The 17,869-nt window shown below is 74.9% G+C and carries 17 protein-coding genes; 7 read left to right on the plus strand and 10 right to left on the minus strand.

Annotated features, from left to right (window positions below; all coding sequences use genetic code 11):
* Positions 1–44 precede the first annotated feature (44 nt).
* The gene (gene pcaD / locus GOBS_RS10710) at positions 45–824 is read left to right on the plus strand and encodes a 3-oxoadipate enol-lactonase (protein WP_012948307.1); all 780 of its coding nucleotides are present in this window, start codon (positions 45–47) and stop codon (positions 822–824) included.
* The gene (pcaC, locus tag GOBS_RS10715; RefSeq protein ID WP_012948308.1) at positions 821–1,222 is read left to right on the plus strand and encodes a 4-carboxymuconolactone decarboxylase; all 402 of its coding nucleotides are present in this window, start codon (positions 821–823) and stop codon (positions 1,220–1,222) included. Before pcaD ends, pcaC begins: the two co-directional genes overlap by 4 nt.
* A 66-nt stretch (positions 1,223–1,288) precedes the next feature.
* Here pcaC and pgi read toward each other — a convergent pair whose 3' ends face one another.
* On the minus strand, positions 1,289–2,920 hold the full coding sequence (gene pgi, locus GOBS_RS10720) for a glucose-6-phosphate isomerase (RefSeq protein WP_012948309.1): 1,632 nt from the start codon (positions 2,918–2,920) through the stop codon (positions 1,289–1,291).
* A 112-nt stretch (positions 2,921–3,032) separates the two neighbouring features.
* Here pgi and GOBS_RS10725 point away from each other — a divergent pair, with 112 nt between their 5' ends.
* Positions 3,033–4,493, plus strand: coding sequence for a benzaldehyde dehydrogenase (locus GOBS_RS10725; RefSeq protein WP_012948310.1), 1,461 nt, complete (start codon positions 3,033–3,035; stop codon positions 4,491–4,493).
* Between the two features lie 144 nt (positions 4,494–4,637).
* Complete coding sequence (locus GOBS_RS10730) at positions 4,638–5,876, plus strand: hypothetical protein (protein WP_012948311.1); 1,239 nt, start codon at positions 4,638–4,640, stop codon at positions 5,874–5,876.
* 323 nt (positions 5,877–6,199) lie between these two features.
* Here GOBS_RS10730 and GOBS_RS10735 read toward each other — a convergent pair whose 3' ends face one another.
* From GOBS_RS10735 to GOBS_RS10760, 6 genes are all read right to left on the minus strand, one after another.
* A complete protein-coding gene (locus GOBS_RS10735; RefSeq protein WP_012948312.1) occupies positions 6,200–6,385 on the minus strand; it encodes a hypothetical protein in 186 nt (61 codons plus the stop codon).
* A gap of 29 nt (positions 6,386–6,414) precedes the next feature.
* Positions 6,415–7,662, minus strand: a complete 1,248-nt coding sequence (locus tag GOBS_RS10740) for an MFS transporter (protein ID WP_012948313.1) — start codon at positions 7,660–7,662, stop codon at positions 6,415–6,417.
* A gap of 93 nt (positions 7,663–7,755) precedes the next feature.
* Positions 7,756–8,607, minus strand: a complete 852-nt coding sequence (locus GOBS_RS10745) for a 5-oxoprolinase subunit C family protein (RefSeq protein WP_041242142.1) — start codon at positions 8,605–8,607, stop codon at positions 7,756–7,758.
* Between the two features lie 26 nt (positions 8,608–8,633).
* A complete protein-coding gene (locus tag GOBS_RS10750) occupies positions 8,634–9,245 on the minus strand; it encodes a 5-oxoprolinase subunit B family protein (protein ID WP_012948315.1) in 612 nt (203 codons plus the stop codon).
* Entirely contained in the window at positions 9,245–9,997 is a 753-nt protein-coding gene (locus tag GOBS_RS10755) for a LamB/YcsF family protein (protein WP_012948316.1), read from the minus strand. Before GOBS_RS10755 ends, GOBS_RS10750 begins: the two co-directional genes overlap by 1 nt.
* A 14-nt stretch (positions 9,998–10,011) precedes the next feature.
* Positions 10,012–11,256, minus strand: coding sequence for an NRAMP family divalent metal transporter (locus GOBS_RS10760; protein WP_012948317.1), 1,245 nt, complete (start codon positions 11,254–11,256; stop codon positions 10,012–10,014).
* Positions 11,257–11,523: 267 nt separating this feature from the next.
* On the opposite strand from GOBS_RS10760, the gene GOBS_RS10765 reads away from it, so the two are divergent.
* The gene (locus tag GOBS_RS10765) at positions 11,524–12,312 is read left to right on the plus strand and encodes a putative hydro-lyase (protein WP_012948318.1); all 789 of its coding nucleotides are present in this window, start codon (positions 11,524–11,526) and stop codon (positions 12,310–12,312) included.
* A gap of 81 nt (positions 12,313–12,393) precedes the next feature.
* Here GOBS_RS10765 and argG read toward each other — a convergent pair whose 3' ends face one another.
* The 3 genes from argG to GOBS_RS10780 all read right to left on the minus strand — a co-directional run bounded on the left by argG (position 12,394) and on the right by GOBS_RS10780 (position 15,474).
* Entirely contained in the window at positions 12,394–13,842 is a 1,449-nt protein-coding gene (gene argG, locus GOBS_RS10770; RefSeq protein WP_012948319.1) for an argininosuccinate synthase, read from the minus strand.
* A gap of 166 nt (positions 13,843–14,008) precedes the next feature.
* Positions 14,009–14,542, minus strand: a complete 534-nt coding sequence (locus GOBS_RS10775) for a dihydrofolate reductase family protein (RefSeq protein WP_012948320.1) — start codon at positions 14,540–14,542, stop codon at positions 14,009–14,011.
* Positions 14,539–15,474, minus strand: a complete 936-nt coding sequence (locus tag GOBS_RS10780; protein WP_012948321.1) for a helix-turn-helix domain-containing protein — start codon at positions 15,472–15,474, stop codon at positions 14,539–14,541. Before GOBS_RS10780 ends, GOBS_RS10775 begins: the two co-directional genes overlap by 4 nt.
* Positions 15,475–15,752: 278 nt before the next feature.
* On the opposite strand from GOBS_RS10780, the gene GOBS_RS25395 reads away from it, so the two are divergent.
* Together GOBS_RS25395 and GOBS_RS10790 are read left to right on the plus strand one after the other, a co-directional pair.
* On the plus strand, positions 15,753–16,871 hold the full coding sequence (locus GOBS_RS25395) for a glycosyltransferase (protein WP_012948322.1): 1,119 nt from the start codon (positions 15,753–15,755) through the stop codon (positions 16,869–16,871).
* Positions 16,868–17,839: a Gfo/Idh/MocA family protein gene (locus GOBS_RS10790; protein WP_012948323.1), complete on the plus strand. Its 972-nt coding sequence runs from the start codon at positions 16,868–16,870 to the stop codon at positions 17,837–17,839. Before GOBS_RS25395 ends, GOBS_RS10790 begins: the two co-directional genes overlap by 4 nt.
* The last annotated feature ends 30 nt before the right edge of the window (positions 17,840–17,869 follow it).

Consider the following 17,869-nt stretch of genomic DNA (forward strand, 5'->3'; position numbering starts at 1 on the left):
GAAGCCGCGGTCACGCGACCGACGAGCGCCAGCGAGGAGGACGAGTGACCGCCGTCGAGGTCTCGTACACCGAGGACGGGCCGGCCGACGCGCCGGTCGTCGTCCTCTCCAACTCGCTCGGTGCCACCCGCGGCATGTGGGACCCGCAGGTGCCGGCGCTCGCCGAGCGCTACCGCGTGGTCAGCTACGACACCCGCGGCCACGGTGACTCGCCGTCCCCAGCGGGGCCGTACACCCTCGACGACCTGGTGGACGACGTCGTCGCGCTGCTCGACCGGCTTGGCGTGCGGCGGGCGCACGTCGCGGGGCTGTCCCTGGGCGGGATGACGGCGATGCGGCTGGCCGCCCGCGAGCCCGCGCGGGTGGACCGGCTCGTCGCCCTGGCGACCTCGGCCAAGCCCGACCCGCAGGGCTTCCTCGACCGGGCGGCCGCGGCCCGCTCCGGTGGGACGGCGCCGCTGGCGCCGACCGTGGTCAGCCGCTGGCTGACGCCGGCGTACGCCGCCGAGCACCCGGACCTGGTGGCGCGGCTCGAGGCGATGATCGTCGCGGCGGACGACGAGGGCTACGCGCTGTGCTGCGAGGTCGTGGCCGCCGTGGACCTGCGGGAGGACCTCGGGCGGATCACCGCGCCGACGCTGGTCGTCTCGGGCGCCGAGGATCCGGCCCTGCCGCCGCCGCACCAGCAGGCCATCGCCGACGGCATCGCCGGCGCCTCGCTGGTGTCGGTGAGCCCGGGCGCGCACCTGCCCAACCTGGAGCAGCCGCTGGAGGTCACCGGCGCGCTGCTCGGCCACCTGGACGCGGCCGGGGGGCACGCGTGAGCGAGCTGCCCAGCACGGACGACGCCCGCCGCGACGCCGGCATGCGCACCCGGCGCGAGGTGCTCGGCGACGCCTGGGTCGACCGCGCGGTGGCCAGCACCACGCCGTTCACCGCCGACTTCCAGGACTTCATCACCCGGGTGGCCTGGGGCGACCTGTGGCAGCGGCCCGGCCTGGCCCGCCGCGACCGCAGCCTGATGACGCTGTCGATCACCATCGCGCTGCGGCACTGGGACGAGTTCGCCCTGCACGTGCGGGCGGCGAAGAACAACGGCTTGTCCGACGAGGAGATCGCCGAGGTCATCCAGCACGCCGCCGTCTACGCCGGCGTGCCCGCGGCCAACCACGCGTTCAAGGTGGCCGCACCGATCCTGGCGGAGCTGCGCGGCGAGGAGTGACCTCGGTCGGTGGTGTGCGTCCGTGGCGCCTCTCCGACCCGGAACGCGCCACGGGCGCACATCACCTCAGGCCGGGCGGCCGCGGCCCTCCCGCAGCAGCCTGACCAGCGCGTCGGTCGACGAGTCCGAGTCGTACTCCGGCGCGGACTCGCTCTGCAGCTTCGGCGCCAGCTGGTTGGCCATGACCTTGCCCAGCTCCACCCCCCACTGGTCGAACGAGTTGATGCCCCAGACGACGCCCTGGGTGAAGACCCGGTGCTCGTAGGCGGCGACCAGCTGGCCGAGCACCGACGGCGTCAGCTTCGGCGCGACGATCGCGTTGGACGGGTGGTTGCCCGGCATCACCTTGTGCGGGACGACGTCCGGCGCCGTCCCCTCGGCCGCGACCTCCTCGGCCGTGCGGCCGAAGGCCAGCGCGCGCGGCTGGGCCAGGAAGTTGGCCAGGAAGAGGTCGTGCATCCCGTCGAGGTCGTGGTTCGGCTGGGCGAAGCCGAGGAAGTCCGCCGGCACGAGCACCGTGCCCTGGTGCAGCAGCTGGTAGAAGGCGTGCTGGCCGTTGGTGCCCGGCTCGCCCCACACGATCTCGCCGGTCGGGACGTCGACCGGCGAGCCGTCCAGCCGCACCGACTTGCCGTTGGACTCCATGCACAGCTGCTGCAGGTAGGCCGGGAAGCGCGCCAGGTACTGCGAGTACGGGAGCACCGCCTGGCTCTGCGCCCCGAAGAAGTCGACGTACCAGACCGAGATCAGTCCCAGCAGGGCCGGCAGGTTCTCCTCGTACGGCGCGGTGCGGAAGTGCTCGTCGACGGTGTGGAAGCCGTCGAGCAGCTCGCGGTAGTGCTCCGGCCCGATCGCGACCATGAGCGAGAGGCCGATCGCCGAGGTGAAGGAGTAACGGCCGCCGACCCAGTCCCAGAAGCCGAACATGTTGGCGGTGTCGATGCCGAACTCGGCGACCTTCTCGGCGTTCGTGGAGACGGCGACGAAGTGCTTGGCGACGGCCTTCTCGTCACCGCCGAGGCCCTCGACCAGCCAGCGGCGGGCCTCCTTGGCGTTGGTCAGCGTCTCCTGGGTGGTGAAGGTCTTCGACGCGACGACGAACAGCGTGGTGGCCGGGTCCAGGTCGCGGGTGGCCTCGGCGAGGTCGGTCGGGTCGATGTTGGAGACGAAGCGGAAGGTCAGCGACCGGTCCGAGTAGTCGCGCAGCGCCAGGTAGGCCATGGCCGGGCCGAGGTCAGAGCCGCCGATCCCGATGTTGACGACCGCCCGGATCCGCTCGCCGGTGTGCCCGGTCCACTCCCCGCTGCGCACCCGGTCCGCGAACTCCGCCATCCGGCCGAGCACCTCGTGCACCTCGGCGTTGACGTCGTGGCCGTCGACGTCCAGGCCGCTGGTGCGGGGGTCGCGCAGCGCCACGTGCAGCACCGCGCGGTCCTCGGTCGTGTTGACGTGCTCGCCGCGGAACATCGCCTCGGTGCGCTCCCGCAGCCCGACGCTCTCGGCCAGCGCCGCCAGCAGCCGCACCGTCTCCCGGGTGAGCCGGTTCTTCGAGTAGTCCAGGTAGAGGTCGCCGGCGGTGACGACGAGCTCGGTGCCCCGCTGCGGGTCCTCGGCGAACAGGTCCCGCAGGTGGGCGTCGCGCAGCTCCCGGTGGTGCTCGGCCAGCGCCTGCCACTCCGCGCTCTCCGTGATGCCCATGGACCCCTCCAGCTCCCGGCCGATGCATCGGCTGCCGTCCCTCCTACCCTGCCGGGAGGCGGCTCCCGGGGCGACTCCGGGACCCACCGCCCGGACGAGAGGACGGACAGGCATGGCACTGCTGGACGACGGCGCGTGGCAGGGGAAGCTGTGGACCGGCGCCTGGACCGACGGGTCCGGCGGCAGCTACGACGTCGTGGAGCCCGCGACCGGGGACGTCGTCGGCGCGGTCGGGAAGGCCACCCCGGAGGACGTCGTCGCCGCGGCGGACCGGGCGGCCGAGGCCCAGCGGGCGTGGGCGGCCGCGCCGTTCGAGGACCGGGCGCGGGTGCTGCGCCGTGCCGGTGAGGTGCTCGAGGCCAACGCCGACGAGATCCGGGGCTGGCTGGCGCGGGAGACCGGCGCGATCCAGCCCTTCGGCGACTTCCAGGTGCACACCACCGCCGCCGAGTGCTACGAGGCGTCGGCGCTGCCCAGCCACCCGTACGGCGAGCTGCTGCGCACCGGGGCGCCCCGGCTGTCCTTCGCCCGCCGCGTGCCGGCGGGCGTGGTCGGCGTCATCGCGCCGTTCAACGTGCCGACCATCCTCGCGATCCGGGCGATCGCCCCGGCGCTCGCCCTGGGCAACGCCGTCGTCCTCAAGCCCGACCCGCGCACCGCCGTCTCCGGCGGCGTGCTGTTCGCCCGCGTCTTCGAGGAGGCCGGGCTGCCGGCCGGGGTGTTCCAGGTGCTGCCCGGCGGCGCGGACGTCGGCGAGGCCCTGGTGACCGCCCCGCCGGTGCGGGTCATCGCCTTCACCGGCTCGACCAGGGCCGGCCGCGCGGTCGGCGCGCTGGCCGGCCATCACCTGAAGCGCGCGCACCTGGAGCTCGGCGGCAACTCCGCGCTCATCGTGCTGCCCGACGTCGACGTGACCGCGGCCGCCTCGGTGGGCGCGTGGGGCACCTTCGCCCACCAGGGCCAGATCTGCATGGCCACCAGCCGGCACCTGGTGCACGAGTCGATCGCCGAGGAGTACACCGCCGTCCTCACCGAGAAGGTCGAGGAGCTGCCGGTCGGCGACCCGTTCCGCGAGCAGGTCGCGCTGGGCCCGCTGATCGACGCAGGCCAGCGCGACCGGGTGCACGGCCTGGTGACGAGCAGCGTGGAGGGCGGGGCGACGCTGCGCACCGGCGGCACCTTCGAGGGGCTGTTCTACCGGCCCACCGTGCTCGGCGACGTGCCGGTCGAGGCGCCCGCCTACCGGGAGGAGATCTTCGGCCCGGTCGCGCCGGTGACCCCGTTCCGGAGCCTCGACGAGGTGGCCGGGCTGGCCCGCGGCACCGAGTACGGACTCAGCCTGGGCATCCTCACCCGCGACGTCTACGCCGGCCTGCAACTGGCCGAGCGCATCCCCTCGGGCCTGGTGCACATCAACGACCAGACCGTGAACGACGAGGCCGTGGCCCCGTTCGGCGGGGTCGGGGCGTCGGGCACCGGCTCCCGCCACGGCGGTCCGCAGGCCAACATCGAGGCGTTCACCGAGACGCAGTGGGTCACGCTGCGCGGCGACCTGCCCGCCTACCCGTTCTGAGTGCCACGTCGGGCGACGTCCGCCCGACAGGCGGCTTCGGGGACAGATGTGCACCAGGGACACGTGCTGCGAACCGGGGGACGGGTCCCGTGGACAGGCTGACCGTCGCCGTACGGTCCAGCCGCCACGGCCAGAGGAGAGGCGTTGTCCTACGACGTGCAGGTGTTCGCGCAGCAGGCGCTGACCGCCGAGGACCTGCGGCGAATTCTCACCGAGGTGGGACTGGCCGTTGACGACGCGGGCGATGCCACCGAGTTCCTGACCGTGGTGCGCGGCGCCCGGGCGCGCTACAGCTTCACGCTGGCCCTGCCGGTGACAGTCGAGGCGGAGGACGTGCCAGAGGAGGTGACCGCCGCCCTGCTGGGGCCGTCCTACCTGTACGAGCGGGTGGTCGAGGGCTCCTCGACCACCGAGACGCCGCATGCCGTCCGCTTCGCCCGGCGCCTCGCGCAGGCCAGCGCCGGCGTGGTCCTCGACCAGCAGACCGGGCAGGTCTGGGCCCGGGGGAAGCTCCGCGCCGCGCCGCCGGTGCAGCGCGGCACGATCGACATCGTCGAGCTCCGCTGGTACGTCCGCCCCGGAGGAACGGGTGCCCCTGCGGCGACGGCGTGGCTGGAGGTGGCCCGGCGGCACCTGCCCGAGGCGCTGCCCCGCCGCTTCGGGTCCTACGAACCGTTGCCCATGAAGCTGGACGTGGACGGTCCCGACGCATTCGTGCAGGTCGCAGCCGACGAGACGTGGTCCCTCGGCTTCAAGGCGTCGGCACCGTGCATCGAGGGGAGCATCGCGGCAGGGTCGGCCGGGCCGGGCGTGCACTCGCACAGCCTGTCGGTGCACCGCGAGCCGCTCGCCGACCGGCACTGGCGGGCGGCGCTCCAGCATCTCTTCGTGGACTTCGCCACCGCGACCGACGCGGTCTTCGGCTCGGCCGAGGTGCAGCGCGGCGCGGAGTGGTCGGGCCGGAGCGCGTGGTACGGCCCCACCGCCGAGCGCACCACCTACCTGGCCGCCCGCGAGCAGTGGGCCGGCCTGCTGCCCCATCCGGCGTGGTGGTCCTGGTTCGGCCCCGACTACGTGCCCCTGGTGCTCGACCACCTGCCTGCGGATCAGGTCGTGCACGTGGACGGAAGCGTGTTCCACGCGCGCGGCGAGGAGCCGCTCGACCGGGACCAGCCCTCCGCCGCACTGCGGGGCCCCACCGCAGCACCAAGGCCGCGGCGGAGGCTGCGCGCCCTGTTCACCCGTCCGGACGAGCAAGCCCCCGCGATCACCTGGCTGCCTGCCCAGCTGTTGCCGATCGAGGACGACAGCGCCCCGCACGCACTCAACCCGCTACTCATCCCGGCGTCGACGATCCCGGTCGGCCTGTGCACCGAGCGCTGACCCTCGGCGCATCAACCAGCCGTGATGGGCGCACTGGCGACCGTTGCCGGTGTCCCGTAGTGGGCCGCACGGGGACAGAGGTCAGCTGCACGACGTGGCGCAGCACCTGGCGGGCAGCCGGGTCACCGTCCGGTCGACGTCCACGCCGACCCGAGCGACTCAGGCATCCGCGCGAGGGAGAACGGCAGCGTCACCTGACGGGGCGATGGTCAGGACACCCAGCCGGGAGGCGAGTCGTCGCCACGTCGCCACGTCGCCACGTCGCCACGTCGGCTCGTCGCCACGTCGACATGGCGACGAGCCGACACGGTGAGCCCCGGGTGTCAGAACGGGGGCAGATCGGTGTCGTCCGGCGGTGGTGCGCCGGCCGCCTCCGGTGGCTCCGGTGCTGGTGGCCGCACCCCGGGTGGTCGGGTGGTGCGGGTGACCCCCGAGGGCGTGGTGACGTGCAGGGTGCCGTCGTCGTCCATGACGAACCGCCGGCCGCGGGCGAGGGAGCAGCGCATCACCGACCCCGCCTCCACGCGGAGGGACGTGGTCAGTGGCGAGCCTCGGCAGCGTGTTCGGCGTCCGCTGCGGTCTCGGTCACCAGCCGCGGCCGGCCCGCGTACAGCCCGGCCGCGAGCTGGAGGGCCTGCAGGACCAGCAGCACGGCCAGCCCCGCGCGCCACCCGCCAGTCGCGTCGTGCAGCAGCCCGACCGCCAGCGGCCCGGCGGCGGCGAGCAGGTACCCGACGCTCTGCGCGGCCGCCGACAGCCGGCCGGTCTGGGCGGCGTCGCGGGTGCGGACCAGCACCAGCGTGAGCGCCAGCGGGAACGCCGTTCCCGTGCCCAGGCCCCACAGCACCGCCCACACCGCGGGGGCGGCGGTGGGCGCGACGAGGAGGCCGAGGATCCCGACGGTCGACAGCAGGGTCGCGCCGGCCACCCACGCCACCTGGGACCGCTGCCGCGCGGCCAGCGGCGGGACGACGAGCGCGCAGGGTGCGCCGAACGCGGCCGCGGCGGCCACCAGGCCCCCGGCGGTCACCGCGGACGTGCCGGCGTCGTCCTCGAGGACGTCGGCCATCCAGGTGAGCATCACGTAGAAGGCCAGCGACTGGAGGCCGAAGAACACCGTCACGGCGAGCGCCACGCGGTCCCGCAGGACGGCGACCACCGGCAGCCGGGCCGTCGGGGGACCGGGCGCGGGGCGGGCGCGCCGGGCGAGCAGCGCCATCGCCGGGATCGCCACCAGGACGGGCGCGAGCCACAGCGTGAGCCCGGTGACCGCGCTCCCGGTCGCCGTGACCAGCGGCTGGGCCAGGCCCGCGCCGAGGCTGGCCGAGAACCCCATCGTCGCGGTCGTCGCGCCCAGCACCGGTGCCGCGCGGTTCCCGTAGACGGCGCGCGCGGCCGCCGGGACCAGCACGTTGCCCACGGCGATGCCGGCCGACAGCAGCACGGTGCCGACGTACAGACCCCAGGTGCCGGCCGTGCGCAGGGCGATCCCGGCGGCGAGCACGACCAGGCCGGCCAGGACGGCCCGGTGGACGCCGAGCCGTGCGGCCAGCGCGGGCGCGACGGGGGAGACCAGGCCGAAGCAGACCAGCGGGAGCGTGGGCAGCACCGACAGCACGGCCTGCGGCAGGGACAGCTCGTCCCCCAGCTCGCCGAGCACCGGGCCGACGGCGGAGAACGGCGCGCGCAGGCACAGGGCGGCGAGGACCAGCGCGGCGGCGGGCGCGAGCACCACCCACCACCGCGGCGGGGAGCCGGTCGGGGTCGCCGGGTCGGCGGTCTGCACGCGCGTTCCTCCTGGGATCGGGGACGGATCGGTGGGCAGACCTGATCGTCGCGCAGCGCGGGCCGGCCGCTCCCGGCGGTGCCGGGCAGCCGGTCAGCGGGGGACGACGGCGCCGCGGAAGCGGAGGGTCTGGCCCGGGCGGAGCTGGCCGCAGCGGTCGACGTCGGCGTCCTCGACGTAGCCGATGACCGGGTAGCCACCGGTCACGGGGGCGTCGGCGAGGAAGAGCACCGGCTGCCCGGACGGCGGCACCTGCAGCGCGCCGCGCACCATGCCCTCGCTGGCCAGCTCGCCGGTGCGGGACCGCTCCAGCGCGACGCCGGCCAGCCGCAGGCCGATCCGGTTGCTCTCGCCGGTCACCTCCCAGGCGGTGGTGGTGAGGGCGGCCGCGGCCTCGGAGGGGAACCAGTCGGCGCGCGGGCCGGGCAGCACCCGCACGGTCACCTCGTCGCCGGGCGGGTCCGGCACCGGCGCGAGGTCGACCCCGGGCATCGGCGCGGTGGGCTCCCCGACCGGCAGCACGTCGCCGGCGGAGAGCACCGGCGGACCGAGGCCGGAGAGCAGGTCGCTCGAGCGGCTGCCGAGCACTGGCTCGACGGCGACCCCGCCGCGGACGGCGACGTAGGTGCGCAGCCCCGACGGCGGCAGGCCGAGCCGCAGCTCCGCGCCCGACCGGAGCCACACCGGGGCGTTGTGCGCGACCGAGCACCGCGCCCCGGTCGTGGTCACCACCAGGTCCGCGCCCGCCTGCAGCACCAGGCCGCCCAGGGTCACCTCGAGCACCGCGGCGTCCGGGTCGTTGCCCACCAGCCGGTTGGCCAGCCGCGCGGCGGCGCGGTCGACGGCGCCGGACCGGCCGACGCCGAGCGCGCCCTGCCCGGGCCGGCCACCGTCCTGCACGGTGGTCAGCGGCCCGGTCGCCAGCACCGTCAGCGTGCGCGTCACTCTGCCCGGCGACGCGGCGCGGCCGGTCACGTGGCGTCCACGAAGCGCACCCGCACACCGGGGCGCAGCAGCGCCGCCGGGTCCCGGCCGAGGTCGAACACCGCGACGTCGGTGCGCCCGATCAGCTGCCAGCCGCCCGGGGACTCCCGCGGGTAGACGCCGCTGAACTCCCCGGCGAGGGCCACCGACCCCGGCGGCACCTTCGTGCGCGGGGTGGATCGACGGGGCACGTCCCACCCGCCGCCGTCCTGGGTGAGGTAGCCGAAACCGGGGGCGAAACCGCAGAAGGCGACCGTCCACTGGGCCCCCGTGTGCCGCCGTACCACCTCGGCCGGCTCGACCTCCAGGAGGCCGGCGACGTCGGCGAGGTCGGCGCCGTCGTAGACGACCGGCAGCTCGACGAGATCCTCGTGGCCGCCCCGGTCGGTGCGCGGCCGCACCTGCCGCACCGCCTGCTCGACCGCGGCGAGGGGGGTCACCACCGGGTCGGTCACCAGCAGCACGGTGCGCGCCGCCGGGACGACGTCCACCACGCCCTCGAGCGGCTCGGCGACCAGCGCGGCGTACAGGCCGAGGACCTCATCGAGGCCGTCGAGCTCGACCAGGAGCGCGGTCGACCCGCTGGGCAGGACGCGCATCAGGCGGCGAACGGCGCCAGCGCGACCCCGGCCGTGGTGAGCGCCTCGCGCACCCGCCGGGCGATCTGCACCGCGCCCTGGGTGTCGCCGTGCACGCAGATCGACTCCGGGGACAGCCGCAGCAGGCCGCCCTCCACGTCGGTGACCGGCTCGCCGGTGGCCATCGCGACGCAGCGGCGGGCGATCTCGTCGGCGTCGTGCAGCACCGCGCCGGGCAGCCGGCGGGAGACCAGCGTGCCCTGGGGGGTGTACTCGCGGTCGGCGAACGCCTCGGCCACCGTCGTCAGCCCGGCCTCGTCGGCCAGCCGCAGCCAGGCCGAGCCGGGCAGCCCCAGCACCGGCAGGTCGCGGTCGTACTCGACCACCGCCTGGACCACCGCGGCCGCCTGCTCCTCGTGGGCGACGATCGTGTTGTAGAGCGCACCGTGCGGCTTGACGTAGCGCACCCGGGAGCCGGCGACCCTGGCGAAGGCCTCCAGCGCGCCCAGCTGGTACAGCACGTCGGCGGTCAGCTCGGCGGGCTCGACGTCGATGAAGCGGCGGCCGAAGCCGGCCAGGTCGCGATAGGACACCTGCGCGCCGACGGCGACTCCGGACTCCGCGGCCCGGGCGCACACCCGCCGCATGATCGAGGGGTCGCCGGCGTGGAAGCCGCAGGCCACGTTGGCGCTGGTGACGACGTCGAGCAGCGCCTCGTCGTCCCCCAGCCGCCACTGCCCGAAGCCCTCGCCGAGGTCGGAGTTGAGGTCCATCCCGACAGCCTCTCTCACGAGAACAGCGCGATCACCGGGCGGACGGAGTTGACCGCCAGGTAGAGCGTGAGCAGCCATGCCGCCCAGCCGACGACCAGCAGCCAGCGCGGGTAGCGGTACCCGTTCAACAGGTCCGACCGGCGGGTGGCCACCCAGAGGATCACCGCGATGCCGATCGGCAGCAACAGCCCGTTGAAGGCGCCGGCGAAGACCAGCAGCGTGGTCGGCGCGGCTCCGATGAGCAGGAAGGCCAGCGTGGTGACCGCGATGAAGCCGACCACCAGGAGCGTGCGGGTGCGGTCGCTGGTGCGGGTGCGGGAGGTGACGAAGGAGATCGTCGTGTAGGAGGCGCCGATGACGCTGGTGATCGCCGCGGCCCACAGCACGATGCCGAAGACCCGCAGCCCGACCTGGCCCGCCGCGGCCTGGAAGGCGTTGGCCGCCTGGTTCTCGGTGCCGAGGTCGGCGCCACCGGTCACCACGCCGAGGATGGCGAGGAAGAGGACGACCCGCATGATCCCGGTGATCACGATCCCGGTGACCGAGCCGCGGGTGATGTCGCGGACGTGCTCCCGGCCGGTGACCCCGGAGTCGAGCAGCCGGTGGGCGCCGGCGTAGACGATGTAGCCGCCGATCGTGCCGCCGACCAGCGTGGTGATCGCCAGGAAGGAGACCTCCTCGGGGAGGACGACGTTGCGCAGCGCCCGGCCCACCGGCGGGCCCGACGTGATCGCGATGTAGGCCGTCAGCGCGATCATCAGCAGGCCGAGGACGACGACGATCCGGTCGACCGCGACCCCGGCCCGCCTGCTGAGGAAGATGCCGATGGCGATGACGGCGGAGATCGCGCCGCCGATCCTCGGGTCCAGCCCGAGCATCGCGTCGAAGCCGAGGCCCGCGCCGGCGACGTTGCCGATGTTGAACACCAGCCCGCCGATCAGCAGGAAGGCGGCCATCACCCAGCCGAGGCCGGGGAAGACCAGGTTGCCCAGCTCCTGGGCCCGCCGGCCGCTGACCCCGATCACCCGCCACACGTTGAGCTGCAGCGCGATGTCGATGACGATCGAGACGGCGATCGCGAAGGCGAACGCGGCACCCAGCTGGGCGGTGAACGTCGTCGTCTGGGTGATGAAGCCGGGACCGATGGCCGAGGTGGCCATGAGGAACATCGCGCCGAGCAGGGTCGAGCGCGTGCTCGCGGCCATGCGGCCGCTGGTCGGGGCGGTGGGGGCGGGGGCGGGTTCGTGGCTGTGCGACATGGGCTTCTCCACGACGGCGGGGATCCGACGCTAGGGGCCCTTGCAGGCACCGGCAACGCGAGGGCGGGCGGGCGCTCCGTTCCCGCCGGCGGCCGGCCGCTCGGGGACGATCACGGGACTGGCGTGGTGACACGCCGGGGCTCGCCCGCGTGTCGTCCCCGTAGCTCCATGATCGTCCGCGGGGTCGGGCACGGCAGCGGGTCGGGGACAGCAGAAGGGGGACCTGCGGGGGAGCCCGGACGGGAGGAGGCGGGGGACCATGGGGGCATGACGATGCTGCTCCCCGCCGCCGACCCCGCTGGGGCGCGCGCGCAGTACCGGGACGGGTTGGCCGTCCCGTCGTCGGGCTGGGCGCCCGGCTACACCCAGGCCAACCTGGTCGTCGTCCCGCAGGACTGGGCCTACGACGTGCTGCTGTTCGGCCTGCGCAACCCCAAGCCGGTGCCCCTGCTCGACGTGACCGACGCCGGGTCGTACCGCACGGCGCTGGCGCCGGACGCCGACCTGCGCACCGACCTGCCGCGCTACCGGGTGTGGCGGGACGGCGAGCTGGTCGGCGAGCCGACCGACGTGGTCGACCTGTGGCGCGACGATCTGGTCGCCTTCCTCATCGGCTGCAGCTTCAGCTTCGAGACCGCGCTGCTGGACGCGGGTGTGCCGGTGCGCAACATCGAGCAGGGCCGCAACGTGTCGATGTACCGCACCAACCGGGCCTGTCGCCCCGCCGGCCGGCTGTCCGGACCGCTGGTGGTGTCGATGCGGCCGGTGCCCGGCGAGCTGGTGGCCGCCGCGGTGCAGGTGACCGCCCGGATGCCGCAGGTGCACGGGGCGCCGGTGCACGTCGGTGTCCCCGACGCCCTGGGCGTCGCCGACCTGGGTGCGCCCGACTTCGGCGACCCGGTCGAGTTCGCCGACGGCGACGTCCCGGTGTTCTGGGCCTGCGGGGTCACGCCGCAGGCGGCACTGATGGCCTCCCGGCCGCCGTTCGCGATCACCCATGCGCCGGGGCACATGTTCGTCACCGACGTGCCCGACGCGGTCTACCGGCAGTCCTGAAGGAGGACCACCGCCGCGCAGACGATGGCCCTCCTGCAGGGCCCCGCCCGCGAGCCTGCGAGTGGTGGGGGCAGGGGGGCCTCAGTCTGTCCCGGACTCCATCGCGGCGCGGTCGAGCAGCTGCTCGTCGTCGCCGACCGTGCCGCGGGAGGCGATGGCCTCCGCGCCGCCGGCGTCCATGGCGCCGATCAGCCCGGTCGAGGCCGCCTGGGCGACCCCGATCAGCCGCGGGTGTCCGCTGCCGACCATGCCGAGGGCCGCGTACTGCTCCAGCTTGGCCCGGGAGTCGGCGATGTCGAGGTTGCGCATGGTCAGCTGGCCGATCCGGTCCGACGGGCCGAAGGCGGAGTCCGCGGTGCGCTCCATCGACAGCTTGTCCGGGTGGTAGCTGAACGCCGGTCCGGTGGTGTCGAGGATCGAGTAGTCCTCGCCGCGCCGCAGCCGCAGCGTGACCTCGCCGGTGACCGCCGTCCCCACCCAGCGCTGCAGGGCCTCCCGCAGCATCAGCGCCTGCGGGTCCAGCCAGCGGCCCTCGTACATGAGCCGGCCGAGGCGCCGGCCCTCGCTGTGGTAGGTCGCGAGGGTGTCCTCGTTGTGGATGGCGTTGACCAGCCGCTCGTAGGCGGCGTGCAGCAGCGCCATGCCGGGGGCCTCGTAGATGCCGCGGCTCTTGGCCTCGATGACGCGGTTCTCGATCTGGTCGGACATGCCCAGCCCGTGCCGGCCGCCGATCGCGTTGGCCGCCAGCACCAGGTCGACGGCGGTGTCGAACGTCTTGCCGTCGATCGCCACCGGCCGGCCTTGCTCGAAGCCGATGGTCACGTCCTCGGGCTCGATGTCGACGGCCGGGTCCCAGAACCGCACGCCCATGATCGGCTCGACGATCTCGACGCCGGTGTCGAGGTGCTCGAGGGACTTGGCCTCGTGGGTGGCGCCCCAGATGTTGGCGTCGGTGGAGTAGGCCTTCTCCGCGCTGTCCCGGTAGGGCAGGCCGTGCGCGGTCAGCCACTCCGACATCTCCTTGCGGCCGCCGAGCTCGGTGACGAAGTCGGCGTCCAGCCACGGCTTGTAGACGCGCAGCGAGGGGTTGGCCAGCAGGCCGTACCGGTAGAACCGCTCGATGTCGTTGCCCTTGAACGTCGAGCCGTCGCCCCAGATCTGGACGTCGTCCTCGAGCATGGCGCGCACCAGCAGGGTCCCGGTGACCGCGCGGCCCAGCGGCGTGGTGTTGAAGTAGCTGCGCCCGCCGGAGCGGATGTGGAACGCCCCGCAGGTCAGGGCCGCCAGGCCCTCCTCGACCAGCGCCGCGCGGCCGTCGACCAGCCGGGCGACCTCCGCGCCGTAGGCCGTGGCGCGCCCGGGCACCGAGCTGATGTCGGGCTCGTCGTACTGGCCGATGTCGGCGGTGTAGGTGCAGGGCACCGCGCCCTTGTCGCGCATCCACGCGACCGCCACCGAGGTGTCGAGACCACCGGAGAAGGCGATCCCGACGCGTTCGCCGACGGGCAGGGACGTGAGCACCTTGGACACACGAGGAAGTATGCACGACCGTGCATGGCCATGCGTCGGCGGGTCGGCGAGGCCGCCGACACGGTCGTGCTGCCGAGTGCGCAGTCGCAGTCGCGGTCGCCGGGCCCGGCGTGCCGGCGCGTGTCGCCGACCGGAAGTGCTCACTCGACCTCGGCGGGGCCGACGGTCAGGTCCGGACGACGTCGTAACGGACGCAGACGAACTCGCCGTTGACCGCCTCCTCCGTCCGCGTGAGCTCGAGCCGGCGCGGCAGCAGCGGCGCCCCGCCGCCGAGGGTGACCGGCGCGATCGCCACGACCACCTCGTCGAGCAGCCCGTGGTCGGCGAACTGACCGGCGAGGTCGCCGCCGCCCACGATCCACACGTCGCGGTCCCCGGCGGCGGCGACCATCTGCCCGTGCACCTCGGCCACCTCGGAAGCGGTGAACCGGATGTCCGCGTCCGGGTACGCGGTCAGCTGCCGGTGCGTGAACACCCACGCGGGCACGGTGTAGGACCACGCCTCCGGCCCGCCGTGCTCCCGCACCCACTCGTAGGTCGTGGCACCCATGGCCAGCGCGCCGACCCGCTTCTCGAACTCCGCGTACCCCATCGGACCGTGCTCGTCGGAGTGCCGGGAGAGCAGCCAGTCCAGTGAGTGGCGCTCATCGGCGATGAAGCCGTCGAGGCTGGTCGCGGTGTAGTAGACGGTGCGCGTCATCGGTCCCTCCTGGTCAGCCAGTCGATGGGGTCCCCGGAGTCGACGGCCAGGCCGGCGTCCCGGAGCAGGTGGCGCACCAGCAGCCGCCGGTGCGCGGAGAACGTGAGGACGTGGGCGACGACGCTGCCGAGGACGAAGGTCTCCGGCGGCTCGCACAGCGCGTCGACCAGCCGGTCGCCCCAGGCGCCGCGCCGGGCGACGTCGCGGACGGCGGCCAGCCAGCGCGGTGCCACCGCGTCGTGCCGGGCCAGCAGGGCGGCCGGGTCGTCGGCGCCGTGGGCGGGGTGACCAGCGCCCTCGATCGAGGCCAGCCACACCTCCTTGGTCCACACCAGCGTGTCCAGCAGCGCGGCGACCGACTCCTCGCGGCCGCTCCAGGAGAGCACCGTGAACCCGGGCAGCCGGGCGCGCCGGTAGGCGTCGTCCGGCAACTGCTTCGCCACCTCGAGCAGGGCGCGGGTGTCCTCGACGTCGTGGTGCACCAGCATCGCGGTCACCTCCTCCGGGGAGCCGCGCCCGCTGTCGTCGGCGACCCACAGCGAGGTCGGCGGGTGGAAGTGGATGCCGTTGGGCGCCGGCAGCCAGTGCTCGTCGCGGGTGCGCGGGCGGTCGGCGTCCGGCGTGCCGGGGGAGTGACCGTAGGCGCGGCCGTAGGCGCGGGCGAAGCCCTCGACCGACTCGTACCCGGCGGCGAAGGCGGCGTCGGTGACGCTGGACCCCTCGCGCAGCTGCCACGCCGCCCGCTCCAGCAGCACCCGGCGGCGCAGCGCCACCGGCGGCTCCCCGGCGCCCCGGCTGACCTGCCGGGCGAAGTACCAGGGGCTGGCGTAGGCGTCGCCGGCCATGTCGGGGAGCGTGCGGTTGTCCTCGTCGAGGACGGCGTCGAGGAGCTCGCGGAGTCGGTCCCGTCCGGGGAGGGGGTCGTCGGCCACGTGGGGGAGTCTGGCCGGGGACGGCGGCCCCGCGCCCGACCGTTCTTGCCCTCCTGCGCCACCGCCGGCCCGGTGTCCCGGTTCCGCGGTGGGAGTCCAGCTCCTGCTCCCCGGCCGCGGAGGGCGGGAGCAGTGGGGGCTGTGGGCGGGACGAGCCGGTGCCCGGCCGGGACCCGCACAGCGTGGCCCGGCGGGTGCGCTGCAGGTCACACGGGTGACGACGAGGCGGTAGCTTCCTCGCTCCCGGAGACCACGGGGTGCCGACGAGGAGGCCACCGATGTCCGTCCGTCGCTCGATCTGCCTGTACACGCCGTCCACCGACCCCTCGGGGATGGGTGCGCACATGGTGGACCTGGTCGCCGAGTACGCGGCGACGGCCGACGTGGCGCTGATGATGAGACCGACCTCGGGTGGCCGGCGGCTGCTCGACCGCGCCGCCGCGCTGGGGGCGCGCACGGTCGAGCTGCCCTCGCCTCGCGACCCGCGGTTCGCCCGGGTCGTGACGGACTTCCTCGGCACCCACCCCGCCGACGTCTTCCACTGCCACGTCGGCACCGGCTGCGAGGACTGGGACGGCGTCCGCCTGGCCCGGCGCGCCGGGTGCCGGGTGGTCGTGCAGACCCAGCACCTGCCCTACCTGGTGTCCCACCCGCGCAAGCGGCGGGCCTACCACCACGCGATCGAGGAGGTCGACCGGCTGGTCGCCGTCTCCGACGGAGTGCGCCGCACCTACTCCCGGATCGGCGTCCCGCCGGAGCGGATCGCCACCGTGGCCAACGGCGTGGCGCCGCTCTCTTACCGGATCGGCCGGGACGCCGCCCGGGCGGCCCTCGGGCTGGACCCGCGGCAGCCCGTCGTCCTCACCGTGGGCCGGCTGACCCACATGAAGGGTCAGTGCCACCTCGTCGACGCCGTGCCGGGCCTGCTCGCCCGCTTCCCCGACCTCGCCGTCGTCCTCCTCGGGGACGGGCCGCTGCGGGAGGCCCTGGAGAAGCAGGTGGCCGGGCTCGGCGTGGGAGGTGCCGTCCGGTTCCCCGGTCACCGGGCCGACGCCCGGCAGCTGCTGGCCGCGGCCGACGTCTTCGCCCTGCCCTCACGGCACGAGGGGATGCCGCTGGTGGCGCTGGAGGCCATGGAGGCGAGACTGCCGGTGGTGGCCACCCGCGTCATCGGCAGCGAGGAGGTCGTCGACGACGGGGTCACCGGCGCACTGGTGCGGTCCGCGGACCCCGCCGCCTTGGCGGCGGCCCTCGGACGGCTGCTCGCCGATCCGGACCTGCGGCGCCGGCAGGGTGCCGCCGGCCGGCGCCGGTACGTGGCCTGCTTCACCCGCGAGCGGATGGCCCGGGACACCGCGGCGGTCTACGAGGCGGCGCTGGGCGGGACCGGGCGGTGAGCCGCCTGCGGGTGGGCGTCGTCGGGACCGGGTTCATCGCCGGCCGGCACCTGGCGGCGCTGACGGCCTCCCCCGACGTGGCGGTCGTGGCCGTGGCCGACCCGGTGCGCGAGCGCGCCGAGGCGGCTGCGGCACGGTGCGGGGCGCGGGCCCACGGCGACGGGCTCGCGCTCCTGGACACCGAGGAGCTCGACGCGGTCTGGCTGTGCGTGCCGCCGTTCGCGCACGGGCCGCTGGAGGCGGCGGCGGTCGCCCGCGGCCTGCCGTTCTTCGTGGAGAAGCCGCTGGCCCTGGACCTGGCGACCGCGGAGGCGGTCGCGGTCGAGGTCGCCCGGACCGGCCTCCCCACGGCGGTGGGCTACCACTGGCGGCACCTGGGGGTCGTGCAGCGCGCGGCGGAGACGGTGCCGGCGGGAGAGGTGCAGCTGGTCACCGGTTCCTGGCTGGACCGGACACCAGCGGCGCCCTGGTGGGTGCAGCGCGGCGGCTCGGGCGGTCAGGTGGTCGAGCAGACGACGCACGTGCTCGACCTGGCCCGGCTGCTCGCCGGGGAGGTGGACCTGGTCTCGGCGGCCGAGCGGCCGGCCGGCGCCGACGGCGAGGTCCCGACGGCGGCCGTGGCGCTGCTGCACTTCGCCTCCGGTGCGGTGGGCAGCGTCTCCTCGACGCGGGTCCTCGGCTGGCGGCACGCCGTCGGCCTGCAGGTGGTGACCGAGGGCCGGGTGGTCGAGCTGTCGGAGCGCAGCCTGACCGACCACTCGCTGCGGGTGGTCACGGCCGACGGCGAGGAGGTCAGCCGCAGCGACGAGGACCCGGTCGCCGCCGAGGACCGCGCGTTCGTCGACGTCCTGCTCGGCCGGTCGGCGGGGGTCCGGGTCCCCTACGCGGAGGCCCTGCGCACCCACGCGCTCGCCTGCGCCGCCGACCGGGCCGCCCGCGAGGGCACGTCGGTCCGTCCGGCCTCCTGAGTGCCGGCCGGGTTTCACCGACCGGCCCAC

Source organism: Geodermatophilus obscurus DSM 43160 (assembly GCF_000025345.1).
Lineage (GTDB): Bacteria > Actinomycetota > Actinomycetes > Mycobacteriales > Geodermatophilaceae > Geodermatophilus > Geodermatophilus obscurus.

Excerpts from the sequence above, each read along its gene's own strand:
- GOBS_RS25395 (WP_012948322.1), top strand. The coding sequence starts at position 15,753 with ATGTCCGTCCGTCGCTCGATCTGCCTGTACACGCCGTCCACCGACCCC.
- GOBS_RS10750 (WP_012948315.1), bottom strand. The coding sequence starts at position 9,245 with ATGCGCGTCCTGCCCAGCGGGTCGACCGCGCTCCTGGTCGAGCTCGAC.
- pgi (WP_012948309.1), bottom strand. The coding sequence starts at position 2,920 with ATGGGCATCACGGAGAGCGCGGAGTGGCAGGCGCTGGCCGAGCACCAC.
- GOBS_RS10725 (WP_012948310.1), top strand. The coding sequence starts at position 3,033 with ATGGCACTGCTGGACGACGGCGCGTGGCAGGGGAAGCTGTGGACCGGC.
- GOBS_RS10755 (WP_012948316.1), bottom strand. The coding sequence starts at position 9,997 with ATGGACCTCAACTCCGACCTCGGCGAGGGCTTCGGGCAGTGGCGGCTG.
- GOBS_RS10775 (WP_012948320.1), bottom strand. The coding sequence starts at position 14,542 with ATGACGCGCACCGTCTACTACACCGCGACCAGCCTCGACGGCTTCATC.
- GOBS_RS10760 (WP_012948317.1), bottom strand. The coding sequence starts at position 11,256 with ATGTCGCACAGCCACGAACCCGCCCCCGCCCCCACCGCCCCGACCAGC.
- GOBS_RS10765 (WP_012948318.1), top strand. The coding sequence starts at position 11,524 with ATGACGATGCTGCTCCCCGCCGCCGACCCCGCTGGGGCGCGCGCGCAG.